The sequence below is a fragment of the Paramaledivibacter caminithermalis DSM 15212 genome (genome assembly GCF_900142245.1).
GTDB lineage: Bacteria > Bacillota > Clostridia > Peptostreptococcales > Caminicellaceae > Paramaledivibacter > Paramaledivibacter caminithermalis.
In genome coordinates, this window is the sequence record NZ_FRAG01000055.1 from 1 (window position 1) to 21,334 (window position 21,334).

The 21,334-nt window shown below is 31.2% G+C and carries 23 protein-coding genes and 1 riboswitch; of the genes, 5 read left to right on the forward strand and 18 right to left on the reverse strand.

Features of this window, described 5'->3' with window-relative positions; translation table 11 throughout:
• Window positions 1-749: 749 nt before the first annotated feature.
• Entirely contained in the window at window positions 750-2,165 is a 1,416-nt protein-coding gene (gene nhaC / locus BUB36_RS15450; RefSeq protein ID WP_330390518.1) for a Na+/H+ antiporter NhaC, read from the forward strand.
• Between the two features lie 248 nt (window positions 2,166-2,413).
• A complete protein-coding gene (locus BUB36_RS15455; RefSeq protein WP_073152350.1) occupies window positions 2,414-3,052 on the forward strand; it encodes a nitroreductase family protein in 639 nt (212 codons plus the stop codon).
• 160 nt (window positions 3,053-3,212) lie between these two features.
• Here BUB36_RS15455 and uppS read toward each other — a convergent pair whose 3' ends face one another.
• A complete protein-coding gene (gene uppS / locus BUB36_RS15460; RefSeq protein WP_073152288.1) occupies window positions 3,213-3,866 on the reverse strand; it encodes a polyprenyl diphosphate synthase in 654 nt (217 codons plus the stop codon).
• A gap of 137 nt (window positions 3,867-4,003) precedes the next feature.
• Window positions 4,004-4,519 (reverse strand): ferritin, encoded by a 516-nt coding sequence (locus tag BUB36_RS15465; protein WP_073152291.1) that lies wholly within the window; start codon window positions 4,517-4,519, stop codon window positions 4,004-4,006.
• Between the two features lie 365 nt (window positions 4,520-4,884).
• Here BUB36_RS15465 and BUB36_RS15470 point away from each other — a divergent pair, with 365 nt between their 5' ends.
• Window positions 4,885-5,547, forward strand: coding sequence for an MgtC/SapB family protein (locus BUB36_RS15470; protein ID WP_073152294.1), 663 nt, complete (start codon window positions 4,885-4,887; stop codon window positions 5,545-5,547).
• A 169-nt stretch (window positions 5,548-5,716) separates the two neighbouring features.
• Here BUB36_RS15470 and BUB36_RS15475 read toward each other — a convergent pair whose 3' ends face one another.
• The 7 genes from BUB36_RS15475 to BUB36_RS15505 form a co-directional block, all read right to left on the reverse strand.
• Window positions 5,717-6,172, reverse strand: coding sequence for a DUF134 domain-containing protein (locus BUB36_RS15475; RefSeq protein WP_073152298.1), 456 nt, complete (start codon window positions 6,170-6,172; stop codon window positions 5,717-5,719).
• Window positions 6,173-6,176: 4 nt separating this feature from the next.
• Window positions 6,177-6,614 (reverse strand): Fur family transcriptional regulator, encoded by a 438-nt coding sequence (locus BUB36_RS15480; protein ID WP_073152301.1) that lies wholly within the window; start codon window positions 6,612-6,614, stop codon window positions 6,177-6,179.
• Between the two features lie 74 nt (window positions 6,615-6,688).
• Complete coding sequence (locus tag BUB36_RS15485; protein ID WP_073152304.1) at window positions 6,689-7,045, reverse strand: NifB/NifX family molybdenum-iron cluster-binding protein; 357 nt, start codon at window positions 7,043-7,045, stop codon at window positions 6,689-6,691.
• A 24-nt stretch (window positions 7,046-7,069) separates the two neighbouring features.
• Window positions 7,070-7,915, reverse strand: a complete 846-nt coding sequence (locus BUB36_RS15490; protein ID WP_073152307.1) for an ATP-binding protein — start codon at window positions 7,913-7,915, stop codon at window positions 7,070-7,072.
• Window positions 7,906-8,736 (reverse strand): nucleotide-binding protein, encoded by an 831-nt coding sequence (locus BUB36_RS15495; protein ID WP_073152310.1) that lies wholly within the window; start codon window positions 8,734-8,736, stop codon window positions 7,906-7,908. Before BUB36_RS15495 ends, BUB36_RS15490 begins: the two co-directional genes overlap by 10 nt.
• Window positions 8,737-8,756: 20 nt before the next feature.
• Window positions 8,757-9,128, reverse strand: coding sequence for a NifB/NifX family molybdenum-iron cluster-binding protein (locus BUB36_RS15500; RefSeq protein ID WP_073152313.1), 372 nt, complete (start codon window positions 9,126-9,128; stop codon window positions 8,757-8,759).
• Window positions 9,128-9,916: an Mrp/NBP35 family ATP-binding protein gene (locus tag BUB36_RS15505; RefSeq protein ID WP_073152316.1), complete on the reverse strand. Its 789-nt coding sequence runs from the start codon at window positions 9,914-9,916 to the stop codon at window positions 9,128-9,130. Before BUB36_RS15505 ends, BUB36_RS15500 begins: the two co-directional genes overlap by 1 nt.
• A gap of 145 nt (window positions 9,917-10,061) precedes the next feature.
• Between BUB36_RS15505 and BUB36_RS15510 the strand changes: the two genes are divergently transcribed.
• The gene (locus BUB36_RS15510) at window positions 10,062-10,376 is read left to right on the forward strand and encodes a hypothetical protein (protein ID WP_073152319.1); all 315 of its coding nucleotides are present in this window, start codon (window positions 10,062-10,064) and stop codon (window positions 10,374-10,376) included.
• Window positions 10,377-10,427: 51 nt separating this feature from the next.
• Here BUB36_RS15510 and BUB36_RS15515 read toward each other — a convergent pair whose 3' ends face one another.
• The 5 genes from BUB36_RS15515 to BUB36_RS15535 are packed head-to-tail and all read right to left on the reverse strand — an operon-like array spanning window position 10,428 to window position 15,669.
• Window positions 10,428-11,360: an ABC transporter permease gene (locus BUB36_RS15515; RefSeq protein ID WP_073152321.1), complete on the reverse strand. Its 933-nt coding sequence runs from the start codon at window positions 11,358-11,360 to the stop codon at window positions 10,428-10,430.
• A gap of 4 nt (window positions 11,361-11,364) precedes the next feature.
• Complete coding sequence (locus BUB36_RS15520; protein ID WP_330390519.1) at window positions 11,365-12,459, reverse strand: ABC transporter permease; 1,095 nt, start codon at window positions 12,457-12,459, stop codon at window positions 11,365-11,367.
• Window positions 12,443-13,969 (reverse strand): ABC transporter ATP-binding protein, encoded by a 1,527-nt coding sequence (locus BUB36_RS15525; protein ID WP_073152324.1) that lies wholly within the window; start codon window positions 13,967-13,969, stop codon window positions 12,443-12,445. Before BUB36_RS15525 ends, BUB36_RS15520 begins: the two co-directional genes overlap by 17 nt.
• A 9-nt stretch (window positions 13,970-13,978) precedes the next feature.
• The gene (locus BUB36_RS15530) at window positions 13,979-15,079 is read right to left on the reverse strand and encodes a BMP family ABC transporter substrate-binding protein (RefSeq protein ID WP_073152327.1); all 1,101 of its coding nucleotides are present in this window, start codon (window positions 15,077-15,079) and stop codon (window positions 13,979-13,981) included.
• A gap of 20 nt (window positions 15,080-15,099) precedes the next feature.
• Window positions 15,100-15,669, reverse strand: coding sequence for a xanthine phosphoribosyltransferase (locus BUB36_RS15535; protein WP_073152330.1), 570 nt, complete (start codon window positions 15,667-15,669; stop codon window positions 15,100-15,102).
• A gap of 224 nt (window positions 15,670-15,893) precedes the next feature.
• A riboswitch (purine riboswitch) is annotated at window positions 15,894-15,995 on the reverse strand.
• Between the two features lie 138 nt (window positions 15,996-16,133).
• On the opposite strand from BUB36_RS15535, the gene BUB36_RS15540 reads away from it, so the two are divergent.
• Window positions 16,134-16,841, forward strand: a complete 708-nt coding sequence (locus tag BUB36_RS15540) for a zinc dependent phospholipase C family protein (protein ID WP_073152333.1) — start codon at window positions 16,134-16,136, stop codon at window positions 16,839-16,841.
• A gap of 344 nt (window positions 16,842-17,185) precedes the next feature.
• Here the strand turns inward: BUB36_RS15540 and BUB36_RS15545 are convergent, their stop codons facing one another.
• The 4 genes from BUB36_RS15545 to galU form a co-directional block, all read right to left on the reverse strand.
• A complete protein-coding gene (locus BUB36_RS15545; protein WP_073152336.1) occupies window positions 17,186-17,377 on the reverse strand; it encodes a PspC domain-containing protein in 192 nt (63 codons plus the stop codon).
• Between the two features lie 11 nt (window positions 17,378-17,388).
• Window positions 17,389-17,922, reverse strand: a complete 534-nt coding sequence (locus tag BUB36_RS15550) for a TDE2712 family protein (RefSeq protein ID WP_073152338.1) — start codon at window positions 17,920-17,922, stop codon at window positions 17,389-17,391.
• 449 nt (window positions 17,923-18,371) lie between these two features.
• Window positions 18,372-19,508, reverse strand: coding sequence for an MGDG synthase family glycosyltransferase (locus tag BUB36_RS15555; RefSeq protein ID WP_073152340.1), 1,137 nt, complete (start codon window positions 19,506-19,508; stop codon window positions 18,372-18,374).
• A 101-nt stretch (window positions 19,509-19,609) separates the two neighbouring features.
• Window positions 19,610-20,476: a UTP--glucose-1-phosphate uridylyltransferase GalU gene (gene galU / locus BUB36_RS15560; protein WP_073152343.1), complete on the reverse strand. Its 867-nt coding sequence runs from the start codon at window positions 20,474-20,476 to the stop codon at window positions 19,610-19,612.
• Window positions 20,477-21,334 lie beyond the last annotated feature (858 nt).

The following is a 21,334-nucleotide window of genomic DNA, read 5'->3' on the forward strand; positions in this document are numbered from 1 at the left end:
TCATTGTTTATCAAAATTGCATGTAGATATATTAAATCTGGAAGAAAGACTACTTTTAGAATGAGTAGTAGTTATCCTTATAAAGACAAATTTCAAATAATTATGAAAAACATTGATAATATTACTTTTGCATAATTTATAAAATCAAATTTGAAAACCTTAAAGCAATAACCAAGGGATTAGTCTGCTCTTTTTTAGGTTACAACATAAGATTTTGAGTTGGTATCTTATTAAAATTATAATCTTTGGTTCTATTGTTAATGAAACCAGAACTTCAGATATAAGATTTTACCTTTTAACATTAATTTTCATCATAATTCATTGAGTTATGAATAATTCAGGATTAACTATTTTTCATAGAATATTTTTTCTAATTCTTTCATTATCAAATCTGAATATTAAGGGTTAGACGGCTTTAAGTTTCTGAAATTTCGACATAATCTGATTTTTTTTGCTATTTTTCGACTTTTGTGTTATAATTAATTCTATACCTATGTAATTTTTAGACCTGTTAAATTTGTTTAATATGTAAATTTATTTAGCAATTCATCTTACTACTATATGAAATATTATTTTCCAAATCTGTCTTTCTAATCTATTTTAATTTATATTCTTCTATAAAATAAGTATAAAAGTCTTCTACCTTTTTTTATCTAGAACTTATTAAATAAAAAATTGTTTGTCTTCATCAAAAACAGGTTGGAATTTTTATATAGGTATAGACAGAGACATAAAAGAGGAGGAATGTTATGAGTTTGAAAGAAAAAAGAAGGGTAACAATTTATGAAGCACTAATTCCAGTTGTTTTTCTAGTTGTAGCATTGTACTTTACTTTACAAAAATTTGGAGGAGATCCTCATATACCAATTCTTGCTTCAGCAGGAGTGGCAGCACTTGTAGCTTTACGTACTGGTTACACATGGAAAGAACTTGAAAATGGTGTAATAGAAACAATTAAAATGTCAATGTCCGCAATTTTAATTCTTATGATTATTGGAATGATTATAGGTACTTGGATACTTTCTGGAGTAGTTCCTACAATGATATATTATGGATTACAAATATTATCTCCTGGCATATTCTTAGTTGCTACTACATTAATATGTGCGGTAGTTTCTTTAGCTACTGGCAGTTCATGGACTACTGCTGGAACTGTTGGTATTGCTCTTATAGGTATTGGACAAGGTCTACAAATACCTATTGAAATTGTTGCAGGGGCAATTGTTTCAGGGGCATATTTCGGAGATAAAATGTCACCGCTTTCTGATACAACAAACCTTGCCCCATCGATGGCAGGATCTGATTTATTTGATCATATAAGACATATGATTTATACTACTGGTCCTAGTTTGATTATATCCCTTATATTATTTGGTATATTAGGTTTTAAATATTCGGCTAACAATATGGATACAGCTTCAATAAATGTAATTCTAGACGGTCTAAAAGGACAATTCTCTATATCACCATTACTTCTAATACCTCCGATACTTGTTATAGGTATGGTAATCCTAAAAATACCTGCTATTCCTGGACTAATTGGTGGAACTGTTATCGGTGGAATATTTGCCTTTATTTTTCAAGGTGCTGGAATGTCAAAAATCATAGAAGCAGCTCACTATGGCTTTAAATCCGAAACTGGAATTGAAGCTATTGATGGACTATTATCCCGTGGTGGGTTAGATAGTATGATGTGGACAGTATCCTTGATTTTATGTGCCATGGCCTTCGGTGGCATCATGGAAAAATCAGGTATGCTTAATGCTATCGCTGAACAAATACTAAAATATGCAAAAAGTACAGGTTCAATAGTATTGTCAACAATTCTTACTTCAATTGCTATGAATTTAATTGCAGGTGATCAATATTTATCAATCGTAATACCTGGTAGAATGTATAAAGATATTTATGACAAAAAGGGCTTACATCCAAAGAATTTATCAAGGGTCCTTGAAGATTCAGGTACTTTAACATCACCATTAGTGCCTTGGAATACATGTGGTAGCTTCATGTGGAAAACCTTAGGTGTCCACCCATTTGCTTATTTACCATATGCCTTCCTCAACCTGTTAAATCCACTGGTTTCAATATTCTATGCATATACTGGCATAACGATGGAAAAAGTCACTGATGAATCTAACAAAAACAATAAAGAAATTGCATAATTAAGGGGCATCCTATAAAGCTTTAGATTTCTATACTTATTTGATTTATATGTTATAGAATCTAAAGCTTTTTAATACAACAAAGTATTTAACGTCTATATAGGATTTATATGGTAAAACTTAATTTATATATATCAAAATATCCAGAGCTTTTAAGGATTTTTGATATGTATAAATTAACTGTTTTACTGGAATACCTATAATAGGGTATAATAAATATGAAGATTATTATTATAGGAGGTTTTGCATTGAAAAAATTAGAGTTTATTTACAAGAGACATAGCATAAGAAAATTTAAAAATGTAGAAATTCCAAACGAGGATATAAGGGAATTAATAAAGGCAGCTACATATGCTCCTTCAGGCAAGAATCTTCAGAACTGGCATTTTGTTGTTATTAAAAACAAGGAAAAAATAGAAGAAATTGCAAAGATAGTAGAAAGAAAAAATGCTGAATTAGCAAGCTATACTAGCGACGAAGATTTAAAAAAGAATTTTACAAAATATGTAAAATATCATACTGTCTTTAGAAATGCTCCTGTTTTAGTATTGGTATATGCTGGACCATATCCCTCAACTGGTTTAGAATTTCTTAAAGAAAAAGGAGCTTCAAAGGAAGAAATTCATCGTTTGCTCAGACCATCTGCTGGAATACAAAACATTGCTGCTGCGATGGAAAATCTATTGCTTGCTGCAGCAAATATGGGATATGGAGGCTGCTGGATGACAGGTCCAAACTATGCAAGCAAAGAAATTGAAGAATATGTAGGCTTTAATAAGGAAGGTTTCTTCTTAGCTGCTTTGACACCTTTAGGTGTTCCTGAAGAATCTGAATTAAAAAGCCCAAAACGAAAACCCGTAGATGAGGTTTTAACTATCATAGAATAAGGTGTCTTTAATAGCTTGTTATTATGGTTTGAAGGCTTTTAGGTCATTCTCTTAATATCTACAATATCTTAATATATCTGGCGCTTATATAGCAATTCCACGCTTAATCAAGCATTTATTTTTATACTTAGAGAATGACCTATTTCTTTCAACCTACATTCTACCCTCCTAGGGTTATATCTTGACTATCATACCATTTAAGTGCTTCATGGAAATGCTCTGGTTTGAAATCTGGCCATAAATCGTCTATAACATAGAAATCTGCATATATGGATTGAACAGGCAAAAAGCCGCTTAATCTCCTTCTTCCACCCCATCGTATTATTAAATCAACTCTGCTTATGTCAGATGTATATATATGCTCCATTATATTTGCCTTACTTTTTCTTCCTCCTTGGCTATATGAGAACAAATTCTCTAAATCCCAATGCCATCCATAATTTACAAGAAAGTTAACCTTAATATCGCCTTCGCCAAATTTTCTTCTTTTTGTATAATGTTTTAATTCCTTGGGGAATTTAGGGGAATTTATATTTCCTACCACCAATAAAGAGGCATCTTCATTTGAAAGCATCTCAACTGCTTTTATACATGCTTTTGTAAAGGCTTTAGTCTGCTCCTTAGGTCGCTTTGTATTATCGGTAGTAAAACCATAGTAAGTTATCTCTTGTACCCCTGCTTCCTTACATAATCTAAACATATCGAGTCCTGGCCTTAGACCATAATCATAACCCTTTTCCTTAGATAGCCCCACATTCACTGCCCATCGTCTATTTCCATCTGGAATAATACCTATATGTTTAGGAACTCTCATTATAACATGCCATCCCTTCGCTATATATTCAAAAGCTTTTTTTACAATTATAATTACTATTTTCGTCAGATCAATTGTCCTTTATACCCTTTAAACTAAAAAAAGCCTAGCCAAGAGGCTAAGCTTCTTTTATTATCTTATTCATTTGCATCTGCTGGTGGAGTAAAGGTTCTTTGAGTTAACTCTTTATCAAGGGCCATTAAACCGTTTGTATTTTTATCTATCATCTTAACTTTTTGGATAAGCTTCTTAAACATACTCATTTCTTCTACTTGCTCGTCAATAAACCATTTCAAAAAACTAATAGTTGCATATTCTTTTTCTTCTTGAGCTAAATCCATAAGCTTATATATTCTTTCTGTAACCACCTTTTCATGCTTTAAGGCCATCTCTAAGGCTTCTAACAATGAGCTAAACTCGTTTTTAGGCTCAGCATAGGCAGAAAATATTGCCCTACCATCAACCTCATTAATATAATTATAAAATTTCATAGCATGAAATCTTTCTTCTTCATTTTGTACCAAGAAAAAGTTTTCAAAACCATCTAGATCGATTGATGCACAATAAGCTGCCATAGCTAAGTAGATATTAGCTGATTCAAACTCAAAATTCATTTGTTCATTTAACTCTTTAAATAATCTTTCAGATACCATTTTTCTCCTCCTTTTTTCATATACAGTAAATATTTATGGCAATTTATATATTAGATTCACATAGTTAGTATGTACACTTTATTGACTTTTACCATATAAATCACCATATTCTATATAATTATAGAACTAATTTAATATACATAATAGACAATTATTTGCTGGAAATTTCTAAGAAATTTCACATTATATTAATACCCATTTTATCAATTCAAAACACTTTTTTTGAATTATTTTATATAATATATTAAAATGTATATTAATACCACATTTATTGCATAAACGAAAAGGAAATATTAAAACTCCCACTATAGGAACTAGCTTGGTAGGTTAAAATATTCTATATTCATAGAAAGAGAGTTGATATTATGATTCCAATTGAAGATGTTTTTATAAGAATAATTCTTGCTTGCTTTTTAGGTGGTCTAATAGGTATGGAAAGGGAGAGCGTTAATAGACCAGCAGGCTTTAGAACCCATATCCTAGTATGTATGGGTTCCACATTAGTTATGTTGACTGGAATATTTTTATTTGATATCTATAAGGGACTAACAAATTTGGATCCTGCTAGATTAGGCGCACAGGTCATAAGTGGTATAGGTTTTCTTGGAGCAGGAACCATCTTAAGAGAAGGCTTAAGTGTAAAGGGATTAACTACTGCTGCAAGTCTTTGGGCTGTTGCATGTATAGGTTTAGCAATTGGTAGTGGTTTTTATACAGGGGCTATTATTTCTACTTGTTTTGTTTTCATTATATTATTTTTCTTTTCAAAATTCGAAGCATATGTTAGTAAAAGAAATAATCAAATCAATTTAAAGATTATAACAATAAATAAACCTGGTCAAATAGGAAAAATCGGAACTATACTCGGAAAAATGAATGTCTCAATAAATAATATAACATTAACCCCCATTGATGATGAAAGCATTGCAGTTATACTAATTTTAAAAACTCCTAGAGGAATGAATAGTTGCGAAGTCATAACTGCTTTATTGAATCTAGAAGGAATAGATTCTGCTGAATTGATATAGGAATAAAGGCGTCTGATGATGTATTATTAGATACGACTCCCTTTAGGGTGGATAATATAAATTAAGGTTAAGATTGAGATTAAGAACTAGGGTCATTTTTCATGGACTTAAAAAAATAAGAGCCTTCACTTTAAATCTAGTAAAAAAAAAGAGATTATATTAACTCAAATTAGTAATTAATACAACCTCCTTTTCTTTTGCAACGCCTTTTACAAAAATTGCTTTTATCTATGCAAATTACTTCTGAAGATTCACATTCTGGACACTTGTGAATATCTTTTTCATAGGCTTCGCTAAATATATGTCCACAATTCTCACATCTATATTTACATATATTAAAGGTATAATTACCACCCTCAATGCTTATGGCCTTGCCTTCTGTTAAAGCTTCAGCTACCTTTTTTCTAGCTTCATCAATAATAAGTTGGAAGGTCTGTCTAGAAACATTCATTCTTGCAGCACATTCTTCCTGACTAAACTTTTCGATATCCTTCAATCTCATTGCTTCAAGCTCCTCAAGCTTTAATAATACCACTTCCAATTCGCATTTAGGTTTATAAGCAGGTATGAAATATTTATTTTGAGGAACAAAGGAAATTTTCCTTGGTTTAACAGGTCTTGGCAAAAACTCACCTCCTACATTTTTTGCAAAGTCCATTAAAAATAATAGATATATTATTTACTATGAAATCATATCTCTTTTCTATTTCGTCCTTTTCATCTAAAAGCTTTATAATTAACTTTTGATCATCATAGTCAAATATTTTACCACATTCTAAACACTTCAAATGTACATGCAAACATTTTTCACTGAAAATTTTCAACTCGTAATATCTTGCTTCATCAATTATTATTTCTTTAATTATACCAAATTTCTTTAATAATTCTATAGTTCTATAAACGGTTGGTAAGCTTATATTTACTCTAACTATATCATATATTTCTTCTATCTTTAAATGTTTGTTTATATTTCCAGTAAATATTTCTATGATTTTCTTTCGTTGACTTGTAACCTTATATCCTCTTTTTTTTAATATCTCTTCTATTCTTTTTATCTTGTCATCCAATTAATATCACCCTTTACATAAAGGCGTCAATAGCCGCATATTAAAATTAAAGCAGAATGTATTAACATTCTGCTTTAACCGTGACAATGTCCTTCATGCTGATGCTCTCTACAAACTGCATTTGTTGATTTTAAGTTGCCATCGACATAATCCTTTATAATAGCATCTAATTCTCCTCTTGCTCCTACTATTACTTCAATATTATTTCTAGTAAACAATTCTTGAGCTGTAGCACCCATTCCTCCAGCAATAATTACATTTACATTTTTTTCAGATAAATATTTAGGTAAAAAACCTGGTTTGTGTCCTGGATTAGGCAAGAACTCCCTCTTTAAAATATTTTTATCCTCTACCTCTGCTATTTCAAATCCTTCACAATGTCCAAAATGCTCAGACACATAGTTACCATCTCTAGCTATTGCTATTTTCATATCAATTTACCTCCTTAATATTTTTTAAACATAATACTTCTTTATTTTTATCCACATTTTTTTTATTTCCTCAGCTGCTGGACTATCATATAAAACTAATGGTTTCATATCATTAACTGATTTTTTCACATGCTCATCAAAGGGAATTTTTCCAACCAAATCAACAGCTTCTTTATTACAAAAACTTTCTATCTCACCACTTATTTCTTTATTTATATCAAATTTATTTATGCAAACCATTGGTTTAACCCCAAAAAATTTACAAACTGAAAGAACTCTCATGAAATCTTCTAATCCCGACTGAGTAGGCTCAGTTACAATCAGAGCAATATCACATCCAGTTATTGATGCCATGACAGCACAGCCTATACCTGGCGATCCATCTAAGATAATAAGCTCATCATTTTTTTGAAATTTCATTGCTTTTTTTCTTACTTCAGTAACCAACCTGCCAGACCCCTCAGCACCTATCTCCATATCAGCTCTAGACAAGATTCCAAGACTATCTTCAGTTATTATAGTTTTTCCAGTAACTTCATCTTCTAAATAGATAGCATCATATTGACATGCAATTTTGCAGGCACCACAACCCTCACAAAGTAATTCATCAACAACAAAATTTTTTATCGCATTAAACCTGCAAACATCCATACATTTTGAACATCTTTTACATTTATCTATATCAATTTTTGCCAGCTTAGCTCCAATAAATCTATCTTCTTGTATATCAGTTCCATTTATAATCAAATGTAGATTTGAAGCATCTACATCACAATCCACCTTGATTTTACTCTTACTTAGATTTATTAAAGAAGATGCTATGGTTGTCTTTCCTGTTCCTCCTTTGCCGCTTATTACTACTAACTGCACAGAACCACCCCCTTAAGCTTCTGTGCAATTTCTAAGAACATGCTCCTATATTCATTATCTTCAACTAAAAGTTTTCCCTTTGAATACAAGTTAGCTATTTTTTTATCAAATGGTATTTGTCCCAATATTGTTATATTATTATCTTTACAATAATCAGTTATGAGATTTACATACTCATCACTTCTATTGATTATAACTCCAAAGGGTATTCCCATTTTTCTTACAAGTTGGGTTGCTATATGTAAATCATGCAAACCAAACTTTGTAGGCTCTGTAACTAAAATAGCATAATCTGTATCTATAATAGCCTTAACTACATTACATGAACTTCCAGGTGCACAATCTATTAAAACGTCTTTATCATCGATCATACCCTTTATTTGACTTATTATAGGTCCTGCCATTGGTTCACCAACAGTTAATAATCCTCGTATACATTTAATTTCCGCTGTTTCACCAATATCTATTTTGCCAATTGTTCTACTTTTTTCTACAATAGCATCCTGAGAACATACTAAAACACAGGTTCCACAGCTATGACATAACTTTTCAAATATCATTATATCTTTTCCTGTATTGGCTATAGCATTAAATTGACATGCCTTTACACACTTTCCACATAAGGTACATTTATCATAGTCTATAGTAGGTACTAAAACTTTAACTTCATTATCCTTTATAATCTTTGGTTTTAAAAAAATAAATCCATTAGGTTCTTCAACATCACAATCTACATACATATAACCCAATGTTTTTGCAAGGTTTGTTGCTACAGTTGTTTTTCCTGTTCCTCCTTTGCCACTTAAAATTGATATTTTCATCTATATATATTCATTCCCTTCTATGAACGTCCTCCCATACCAAAATGTGCAGGTACTGAACTTGTAACCTCTGTTAGATTATTTTCTTTAAATGATTTAACAGCCTCTTGGATAGTTGCTTTTTCTAAGCTATATATTTTAATATCCGAACCCTTAAGTAACTTCATTGCATTAGGTCCCAGCTTTCCAGTTATAACAACATCTATTTTCATGTTTATGATTTCTTGAGCAGCTGTAATGCCTGCTCCCTGCATGGATTTTATCCCTGGGTTTGGAATAAAGTCAAATTCCTTGGCTTCATCATCATAAATAGCGAAGTATTGACAGCGACCAAATCTTAAATCCACTAAAGAATCTTTATTGTCCTGTGTACTAGTTATACAAATTTTCATTATTCCATCACCCCTACCCTTGAAAAAATGCTATTTGATAGTTCTTCCATTAGCTTAAAATTAATTTTCCCATATAATTCAATTTTACCTTCATCACTAAGTTGCACAAATTCAGGGTCAATAGGAATACTAGCTATATAATCTATGCCCATTTCCTCTGCTATTTCTTGAACTTTACTCTCACCAAATATATTTATTTTCTTACCACATTCTGGACAGTTGAAATAACTCATGTTTTCAATTATGCCTAGAATTGGAGTATTCATCATCTTTGCCATGTTTAAAGATTTTTTAACAATAAGCTTAACTAAATCCTGTGGTGAAGAAACTACAATTATACCATCTAAAGGTAATGATTGCATAGTCGTTAATGACACATCACCTGTTCCTGGAGGGAGGTCAATAAGCAAGTAATCTAAATCTCCCCAATTCACTTCAGTGTAAAATTGTTTTACAGTATTTGCCAATAGAGGACCTCTCCAAACTACTGGAGAATCTTCCTTATCGATTAATAAATTTAATGATATAACCTTTATTCCAGTATGAGTAATTACTGGATTTATTCCAGAATCATTTCCTTTAGCTCTTTTATCATTTATTCCAAAAACCTTTGGAATACTTGGACCAGTAATATCTGCATCCATTATTCCTACTTTCTTTCCCTTTTCTTGTAGAGCTGTTGCAACCAAAGAAGTAATCGAAGATTTTCCAACGCCTCCTTTACCACTCATAATTGCAATGACTTTTTTAATATTACTTTTTTCGTTTGTTTTTTCTTTTTCAAACATTTATCTACAACCTCCTATTTGGCATATGCTAATTATATTATACTCCATTTTTTGTTATTGTCAAATGCCAATAACTATTTTTTCTTGAATATTTGAAATTATATATGATAAAAATATCTATAAACTTTAAAGGAGGTTAATTCTAATGCGAATAATAGGTATCTTTGAAAAAGAAAATCAAATCGGAGGTTTAGTCGACAGCTTAAGGAATGTTGGTATAGATAGAAATGATCTCGTTATTTCAGATAAGCCTAAAACTAACAGTAGAAATTCAGCTCTTGATAAAGTATATATAAAAAGTGAAGCTGATAGTCTTTCTAGCTTATCAACATTAAGTAATGATTTACCTAAAGAGGCTGATAAAGGCATATTAGTATCAGTTGAAATACCAAAAAATAAAGCATCCCATATCCGTGAAATAATGGAGCAAAGTGGAGCAGCAAAGATAATCTTTGATTAGAATACAAAAAAAGCTTTGATTTAAGTGTTTAAAACTTAAATCAAAGCTTTTTTATCTTTCTTCTCTAAAATATGGATCTGCTAATCCCTTTGGAGCCATATGTTCCTTACTCTTCTTTGTGGATACAAGAACCAATACTAATATTGTAACAACATAAGGAAGCATATCAATTATATATTGAGAAATCTTAATATCATATTTTTGTAGTCTAAAACCTATAATATCAAGTCCCCCAAAAAAGTATGAACCAATCAATGCTTTATAGGGACTCCAAGTACAGAATATTACCAATGCAACGGCTATCCATCCTCTTCCAGCAGTAACATTTTCCTGCCAAGCTGGTATATAAACCAGCGAAAGATAAGCACCAGCAAGTCCACATAAAGCTCCACCTGCTAAAATGTGAATATATTTGTAAAAATCAACATTTATACCACTTGCATCTGCAGCAGAAGGGTTTTCACCAACCATCCTAAGATTTAATCCCTTTCTAGTATGATATAAATAAATTCCCAGAACAATGGCAGTAACATATCCAAAATAAACAAATAGATTATGATTAAAAAGTATCCCACCAATATAAGGAATCTTATTTATTCCAGGGATTTCTAAGGGTTTAAAAAACTCCTTTATAGTATCGGGAACAATTTCTCCTACCAATACTTTTCCAGCAAAGCTTGAGAAGCCAGTTCCCAATATAGTTAATGATAATCCAGTAACTACTTGATTTGCTTTCAACGTAACAGTTAAAAAGGCAAAAATTAGGGCTGTAAGGGCTCCTGCTGCGGCAGCTCCAAACAAAGATAAAATAGGACTTGATGTTGTTAAGCCACATTGAAACCCTACAACAGCACCTACTAACATCATTCCCTCAACACCTAAATTAAGATTTCCCGATTTTTCAGTAATAATCTCTCCTAAGGTTGCAAATAATAGGGGCGTACCAGATTGAATCGCAGCATTTAAAAAAGAAACTATATCCATCTATCTACACCCCTTTCCTAATATCTTTACCATAAGTTAGTATTTCCCTATCTAATACTAATTTATAATTTACAAAAAACTCACTTCCTAGTACAAACATAAGAATCATTCCTTGCAATATTTGGGCAGCTGACTGAGGTATTTGGAAGGCTGTCTGTATATACGCTCCGCCCTGAATTAAGATTGCAAACAAGAATGAAACTAGAAGTATTAATGGAGCACTAAGATTTGACAGCCATGTAACAATAATTGCTGTGTACCCTATACCTCCCGATAATTCAACTGATAAAGTATTATTTACAGCAGAGGCTTGTATCATTCCAGTTAACCCACACAATCCTCCACTAATAAGCATAGCTGTTATGATAATCTTTTTAACATTCATTCCAGCATAGCGACCAGTATTTTCACTTTCACCTATAACACTAATTTCATAACCTTTTTTAGTGTGATGTATAAAAACATAGGTAAGAATAACTAATATTATTGCAAAAATCCATCCAATATGGACACCAAAAAGCCTTGGCAATATGGCATTATCAGAAAAATTAGGTATCTTAGGAAAACCTAAAGCATTTGGGTCCTTCCATGGTCCAAATTGAAGATATGTTATCCATTTTATTGCAATGTAGTTCATCATCAATGTAAATAGGGTCTCATTTGTTCCATATTTTGCTTTAAACAGGGCTGGTATCAGTGCCCATATTCCTCCACCTATTATTCCTGCAACAACCATTAGCATAAGAAGCATTGGCTTTGGAACTTGTGGAAGCTTTAATGCAACTAGACTAGATAAAAATGCTCCCATGTATATTTGACCTTCTCCACCTATATTCCAAAACTTCATTTTAAAAGCAACTAAAATTCCTAATGAAGCTATTACTAAAGGTATTGTTTTTATAATAGTTTCCTTAAATCTATACAGTGACCCAAAGCAACCATCTAACATTGAAATATAAACACTAATTGGATTATGTCCTAAAAAATGAATGAATAATGTTGAAGTAAATAAAGCTAAGAAGATTGCTCCAAATCTAATTAATATAGATTTAGTCTTACTAATATTGGTTTTCTTAAGTACTCTAAGCAATGTTATCATTCCTTTGTAAATTCTCTCCTGCCATCATAAGTCCAAGTTCTTCCTTTGTAACTGTATCAGCTTTTACTATTCCTGTGATTTTTCCTTCACACAGAACAATAATTCTATCACAAAGCTCCATAAGTACATCAAGGTCTTCACCTATGAATAATATCCCAACGCCCTTTTTCTTTTGAGCATTTAAAAGATCATAGACTGTATAAGCTGCACCAATGTCAAGACCTCTAGCAGGGTATGCAGTAATAATTAAACTAGGATTAGTTTCTATTTCCCTTCCCAAAAGAACCTTCTGAATATTTCCTCCAGAAAGCTTTCTAACAGGATGATTTACACCAGGTGTTGCAATACTCAATTTATCAATGATTTTATATGCCTTTGATTTCGCTGATTTTCTGCTAAGTAAAAAACCTTTTTGATTCTGATATTCCTTTAAAAGCATATTATCCACTATGTCCATAGATGCAATCAATCCCATTCCAAGTCTGTCTTCTGGAATAAAGCTCATACTTATTCCCATTTTAATTATGTCTCTAGGATTTTTCCCAACTATGCTTTGCCCTTTATAAATTATTTCACCTTCTGAAACTTTGTAAAGTCCAGCTATAGCTTCACAAAGCTCCTTCTGTCCGCTGCCAGCTACTCCTGCAACACCTAATATTTCCCCTGATTCGATGTCAAAAGAAATATTATCAAGGACTTTAGTAGCATCTGTACTCATACAAGATAGCTTATCTATCTTTAATATCGTCTTTTTATCTTTAGTTTCTATTCTCTCAATAGATAGATCAAGGGAGCGTCCTACCATCATATCTGCTAATTTCTTGGGACTCATATCTTCTTTATTTACCGTTGCTATCACTTCTCCCTTTCTAAGAACTGTAATCTTATCACTTATTTCCATAACTTCATTTAATTTATGGGTAATAATAATTACACAGCATCCAGACTCCTTCATCTTTCTAATTATTTTAAAGAGTTTTTCTGTCTCTTGAGGAGTTAATACAGCAGTGGGTTCATCTAAAATAAGTATATCCGCTCCCCTATATAAAACTTTTAGAATTTCCAATCTCTGCTTTTCAGCAACAGACATATTATAGACCTTTTTATCGGGAGATATCTCTAAACCATATTTTTGAGAAATCTCTTTTATTTCTTTGGAAAGTTTTTTTCCATTTATAAAAAGACCTCCCTTTTGACCAGCGATAATATTTTCCTTGGCAGTTAAAACATCTACTAATTTAAAATGTTGATGTATCATACCTATTCCCATGGATATGGAATCCTTAGGCAAACTAAATTTGACTCTTTTGCCTTTTACAAAAATAGAACCACTGTCAGGGGTATAAATCCCTGACAGCATATTCATTAAAGTACTCTTTCCTGCTCCATTTTCTCCAAGAATAGAATGTATTTCTCCACTATGAAATTTTAGGCTTATATCTTTATTTGCAATTACTTTCCCAAAGGTCTTAGATATATTTTGAATATCTATTAGTATATTTTTTTCCATGCTATCACCTTATTTTTCTATTTTGCCTTCTACCCCTTCAACAAACCAATCCATTGATAGCATCTCACTATCTGTAAGTATTTTCCCTTCTTCAACAACAATTTTACCTTCTTGATTCTTAATTGGACCTGTAAATACATTCAGATTTCCATTTAAGATTTTTTCTTCTGCTTCTTTAACTTTCTCTGTTGCTTTTTCTGGAGCATTTTCAGAAAGCGGTGCAAGCTTGACTATTTGTTCCTTCATTCCACCCCAATAGCTATGGCTTTTCCAATTACCTTCCATAGCTGCTTTAACCTGCTCTACATAATATGGTCCCCAATTCCAAATAGGTGCTGTCATATAAGACTTAGGAGCCTTGTCAAAGGAATCTGTATTATAACCGATTGAATATGCTCCTGCTTCTTCAGCAGCTTGTTGTGGTCCAGCAGTATCTTGATGCTGTGCTATTACATCTGCTCCTTCATCTAAAAGTGATTTAGCCGCTTCCTTTTCCTTAGCAGGATCATACCAAGTATGGGTCCATCTTACTATAACCTTGGCATCGGGATTTATAGAACGAACTCCAAGTGTAAATGCATTTATTCCTCTTATTACTTCTGGTATTTCAAAGGCAGCTACATATCCAATTTTGTTAGATTTTGTTTTTAAACCTGCAACTATACCCGCCAAATATCTTGGTTCATACATTCTTCCAAAATAGTTTGACATGTTTTCTGTAGTTTTATATCCTGAACAATGTAGGAATTTAACCTCTGGATGTTCCTTTGAAACCTTTTCAACATAATCCATGTAACCAAAACTAGTAGCAAAAATAACCTTTGCACCTTGGTCTATCATATCATTCATAACCTTTTCAACCTCTTGCCCTTCTGGCACAGATTCTCTATAAATAGTTTCTACTCCCAATTCATTTTCTAAATATAATCTTCCTTCATTATGTGAATAACTCCAACCTCCGTCACCAATTGGTCCAACATAAATAAATCCTACCTTGAAATCATTGTCGCCTTTTGATGCTGTCTTTTCTGCAGCTTCCTTCCCACATCCTGTGAATATTGAAAATGTCAAAACTAATGTCAATAATAATGTAAGTATTCTTTTAAACATTTTTATTCCTCCCATTTTATTCATCTGAATTTGACTCTATTTTCTTCCATTGAGTCAATAATTGCTAATGATTTAAGATTTATACCCATATTACGTAATACTGTTCCCCCTTCTTGGAAACCCTTCTCGATTACAATTCCAACTCCTACAAGATTTGCTTCAGCTTGTTCAACAATATCCTTTAGTCCAAGTACCGCCCTTCCATTTGCTAAGAAATCATCAAGTACTAATATATTGTCATTCTTTTCTATATATTTTTTAGAGACCCTTATTTTATAGTTCTTACCCTTTGTAAAGGAATATACCTCACTTTCATATGTTTCTTTGTCAAGATTCTTTGACTCTGTTTTCTTAGCAAAAACAACTGGCACATTAAAATATTGGGCTGCTATACAAGCAATAGCTATCCCTGAAGCCTCTATTGTAAGGATTTTATTTATGTGTGTATCTTTAAAAATTTCCTTGAATTCTTTTCCTATTTCATTAAGAAATTTAATATCTAATTGATGATTTAAGAAACTATCAACCTTTAATATATGCTTGTCTACAACTTTGCCTTGATTTAAAATTTTATCTTTCAACAGCTTCATCTATTACCTCCTCTCCTATTAATAAAAACATCTGAATAATAGCTCTTTAATTGCAAGTTTTCCAATGCTCCCATGGATATCCAAAACAAACTCCAAAATTTCACTAAAAAATATCCCAAAAACAAAAACCCCCATTTTTTAAAGGGAGTTTAATATTCTATTTTAGAATCTAATAAATATTGTTTAATAAAATCAATTAAGCCAATAATATAGAATTGTTCCAAAATAGATAACTAAACACCCATAGTCAGACTATTTACGGTAGCCTGGTAGAAACTAATGGTCCATATTACCATAATTATATGGGCGAACTTTATGAAGTTTTTGGCAATCAATTGTTCGAATTAATGTTAATTTTATATCATCTGTCAAAAAAAATCAATATTTATATAAAAGTTTATAATTTTTATTTTTTTGATTATGCTAATAATGTTAAGTAAACCTTATTAATGGAGGAGCAAATAATGAATCTGATAGAAAAAACCTATGGTAATATTCTTGAGTCAGCCTTTACTTTTCTTAATCCTTTTAAAAAGATGGTGATTAATACCCATTGCAATGTCCACAAATTTATAAACATACAGGCTTTAAGAATTATTCAAAACGACAATTATCTAGACGTGTTTAAAGTTTTTGCTCTCAATATATCTCACATCAACGAAGGTTCATATTGGGCTGATCAAGACTTTAAAAGCAGTTGCCATCTATATAACCCATATACAAAGAAAGGTCTTTATGGAAGAAAAAGTGCCATGGACTTAGCTGTAAAATACTATAATAAGGCTAAGGAATTATGGTTGAACAATAATGAAAAAAAGTCTATGTTTTACTTAGGTGCAGCTCTACATATAATTCAAGATATGACAATACCCCAGCACGCAAATGTAAAGCTGCTAGATAATCACAAACAATATGAAACCTTTGTAAAAAGAACTTATCAGTATATCGAAAAATTTAAAGCAACAAGGAACGCATATATGCTGGATACTATTGAGGAGTATATACGTTTCAATGGAGGAGTTGCCATCAAAGTCTATAAAAAATTCAAACATATCAAAGAAAATGAAGCGAGATACTATAAAATAGCCAGCTGCACCCTACCTTTAGCCCAAAGAACCACAGCTGGATGTATGCTAACATTTTATGAGAATATAATCAACATAAGAATGTGAAAAAAGGTTATAGTTCTAAATTCCATATTCCAAATTACAAGTACTAGGGTCTTTCTATTAAGTTTTAAAAGAAAACAATTTGCACCAATATTTTATTGATAATAGCTTTCATACACTCTCTGTTGCTTGAATTTACCTAGATTCAAACTTTTTTGAAAATTGTATACTGAAATAAAGTAAAATAAAGGACTAGAAGGCAAATTAAAACTATTACCAGTAAAATTTTACAAGCAAGAATTAAGGTTTTTTAAATCTAAAAGAATGACCCTAAAACTTGTAACATGGAACTTGGAACTCAGCTATAACTTGTAGCTTAAAACGGACTGCAAGAAATTTTCATTCTCTTAAGGTCTTTTAGGTAATATGAGCCAAGCTATTATATATCCTAAAATTCCCGACCCTCCCATGAGAACAAACAACACCCATCCTAATCTTACCAAAGTTGGATCTATATCAAAATACTCTGCTATTCCTGCGCATACTCCAGCAATTTTAACATCTTCCTTCGATCTATATAGCTTTTTTTTATTCTCCAACCTGCTCCCTCCTAGTTTAATAATTCAATTATCTTCTCTTCAATAAAATCTACTATATCCTTATCCTCAATAAAAGTGTCTTCATCATATAGCGATGGCTTTACTCTAAAGAAATTTATTATAAGCTTATTATCAATAATCTTATATACATATATATGTCCTGGCACAAATATTACTTCTATTTCTTCATATTTTGAACTATTCTTTATTGCCTCTGATTTTTCAATCAATGAGCTTAAGTTTAAAGTTTTTAAAGGAGTAACCATCATATCGGTATAGCCTAGGTCTTCTAGCATCCACATATTATTGTTCCAAAATCTACCCTCTTTTTTATTGTTCCCCTTAAACATTTCTCTATTTGAAATAGCACTTAAAGCTTTCCTCACTGATTCTTCATTAAACTCATCATCATATATTAACTTCATAGCTGGCATATTAGCTATATCATTTAAAAAACCTTCTCCAACCTTCTCCTTTTCACTAGTTGCCTGCCAATAATATAACATACCCTCTATTACATCTAATTTAACTTTAATTCTTTCCATGTATTTTTCTCCTTTCATAATAGCTCTTAGGTTTATTATACTCAATATATCCATCATAATCAAAATATAATTTATTAAATGAGGAAATTGCATAATACATTTAAAGAATTTTTCAACACAAAATGTAGTAGAGAGAGTCAGGAAAATAATCTGCATATTGTATTTCAAAATTGTTAATGTTAATTCTGCAAGTTTTTCAAATAAAAAAAAACATTAAACCATCCATGGTAGAAACTATCGCAAGCTGAAAAGAACAGTTCAAAGGAACTGTTCTCAGGCTGTTGACAAACCCGAATTTCTTCGTTGTTGCTTCAAAGGAGAATGCTCACGTATTTCTGTATACGCTCCGCTTGCTCCTTTTCAGCACGCCTCGAACTTCAGCTTTCTCAAAAGCCTGCTATCTTGTTGACTTTGTCAACAATCTAAGAACAGTTCAAAGGAACTGTTCTTTATTCTGCTTTTTTAAGACAATATATAATTCTATACTTATTAATCAAACGCTCCCCGAGCTTAACAATATTATCAACTGAATAATGCTGTGCTATCTCTTCCATCTTCAGCTTCATTTTCTCTAAAATTTCAGGCTTATTTACTAAATCATCTATAATATTGTCAATTCTATCAATATCATTTACCATCATAGCTATTCCAGAATTCAGCAAAAACTCTGCATTATCTTCCTCTTGTCCTGGGAGCATATAAGGTATTAATATAGGTAATCTTTTTACTATTGCTTCAGAAACCGTTAAACCACCAGGTTTTGAAATCAAAATATCTGCTTCATCCATTAATTTGGGAATATTATCAGTAAAACCATAAATAATTATATCTTTATTTATTGGGCTATATTTATATCGAGATTTTAGTTTATCCATTAAAGATTTATTATTTCCACATACAACTACTATTCTTAACTTGTTATAGCAATTAACTAAACCCTCTAGAACATCCTCAATGGATTTAATACCCATACTTCCACCCATCAAAAGTATGGTAAAACCATTATAATCCCTTTTACCATAACTGCCATCATTTGATAAGAACTCTTGTCTTATAGGTATACCATAGGAATATAGTCTTTCCTCTGGTATGCCTTCATTAATCATCCCTATATTTGTATATTTGCTTCCAGTTATATATGCATCAACATATTTACTAAAATATGAGCTATGGGCTTTGAAATCTGTTACTACTGAAATAAAAGGTATGAAAAGCCTTTTCCTTTGTTTTAGATTGCTTATAACATTAACAATAAAGGGATGAGTGCCAATTATTAAATCAGGATTTTCTTCACATATAAGCTTATAAATTTTTCTTTTAAAAATCCTATATATATATTTTGTCAATTTGCCATTTATGTTTTGTTTATTGCTATAATTATAAAGCCCCCTATAAACTTTTGGCATATTGCATGACAATATCTCATACCCTTCAGCGAATAATTTTTCCATCACTTTATTGGTAAGCTTTAGTATATCTACAACTATTGTATTATAGCCATATGATTGAAATTTAAAAGATAGAGATTTTGCAGCTTGATTATGTCCACCACCTGTTGAAACAGTAAATATTAATACCTTTTTCATAGTTTACCCCCCCAAATGTCATACCATTTTTTAGTCATCTTCTTGACTAACTTATTGGTTAAAAGAGCAAGTTGTATAATTACCTTTAAATATTATAATAATTAGTCCTGTAATAATCCAGATAAATATTTCTTAAAATTTTCTTTCAAATCTTCCCTTCTTAGGGCAAACTCTATCGTAGCCTGTAAAAAACCTAATTTATTACCAACATCATATCTAATACCTTTAAATATATATGCATACATTGCCTGCTTTATAGATAATTCTTTTAAAGCATCTGTCAGCTGTATTTCTCCACCTGCTCCAGGCTTAGTATTCTCTAGTATATCAAATATTTCAGGCGTTATAATATATCTACCCAATATAGCTATATCCGAAGGTGCCTCTTCTATTTGGGGCTTTTCAACTAAATTTTTCACTTTATAAACATCATTCTCAATAAACTTACCATCAATTATACCATACTTATTAACATCATTTTTACAAACTTTCTGTACGCCCAGTATAGTGGTCTTGTATTCATCATATACATCAATCAACTGCTTTAAGCATGGGTACTCACTGTAGACTATATCATCTCCAAGTAATACTGCAAATGCTTCATTTCCCACAAAACTTCTTGCACAATTTATTGCATGCCCTAACCCCTTTGGCTCCTTTTGTCTTATATAATGTATATTAACCATATTTGAAATATCTTTTATCTGGGACAGTAATTCATTTTTGCCCTTCTTTTCCAAAGCAATTTCCAATTCTATTGATCTGTCAAAATGGTCTTCAATGGCTCTTTTATTTCTGCCTGTTATTATCAATATTTCTTCTATACCAGAATGTACAGCTTCTTCAATAATATATTGTATAGTAGGTTTATCAACAATAGGAAGCATTTCCTTTGGTTGAGCCTTGGTAGCTGGTAAAAATCTTGTTCCTAATCCAGCGGCTGGTATTATAGCCTTCCTTACTTTCATTAATACGCCTCCTTAATAAAAAAGCTAATGATTGAGGATATTACATAACTCTAACTTGGCAAAATTCCATATGCCAATATTATCCTTAATTTAGCTATTTAGAATAAAATATTTCGATGGTATGGCTTTGAAGATTTTAAAACTATATTCATTAGTTTTTTTTAATGATAATTATGCAATTTGCTCGATTGATAAATTTAAAAGAAAAAAATATAAAAGATTCGTTATTTTTTATGTATCTTAGTTTTCACTATTATTTATCCATACAGAAATTATAATATAAAATTTCCCACACTGCTTACATTATTATTATACTTCTATTATTGTCCAACTTCAATATATACAAAATCTCCTTTCCTCTAATAAGTCACATCCCTAAGTACCTTTAAAATCAAAATAAAACTGTTTTAAATTATCTATAATCCTATCGAATCCTAAATTGATTTCATTCCGTAAAAACAACTAGTATATCTAAGTTATTAATATAAACATAATTGTATATTTGACTTTGCTTTAAGTTTATATTTCTAATATTAAGTTTGTGAAAACATTGTGTAAAATCTATATGATATATGTATTTTAAGTCAACTCAAATTTATAAGAACCTTTATAAAATTCATGCATAAACTAATATTGTAAGTTCACTATATTTATTATTAAGCTGTAAAGTTTTATGCGTTTAAGGAGATGAATGTTAATGGCTTACTCAAATAGAGAACTATTAGCAAGGATTGTAAAATGTGAAGCTGGTGGTGAAGGAGATAATGGATTGCAGGTTTTATCATACCGCCTGTAAAAAAAAGAAAGAGTTTACTGGGCCCTGTACCAGCGAATCTGTAACCAGGGGCAAAGTAGATA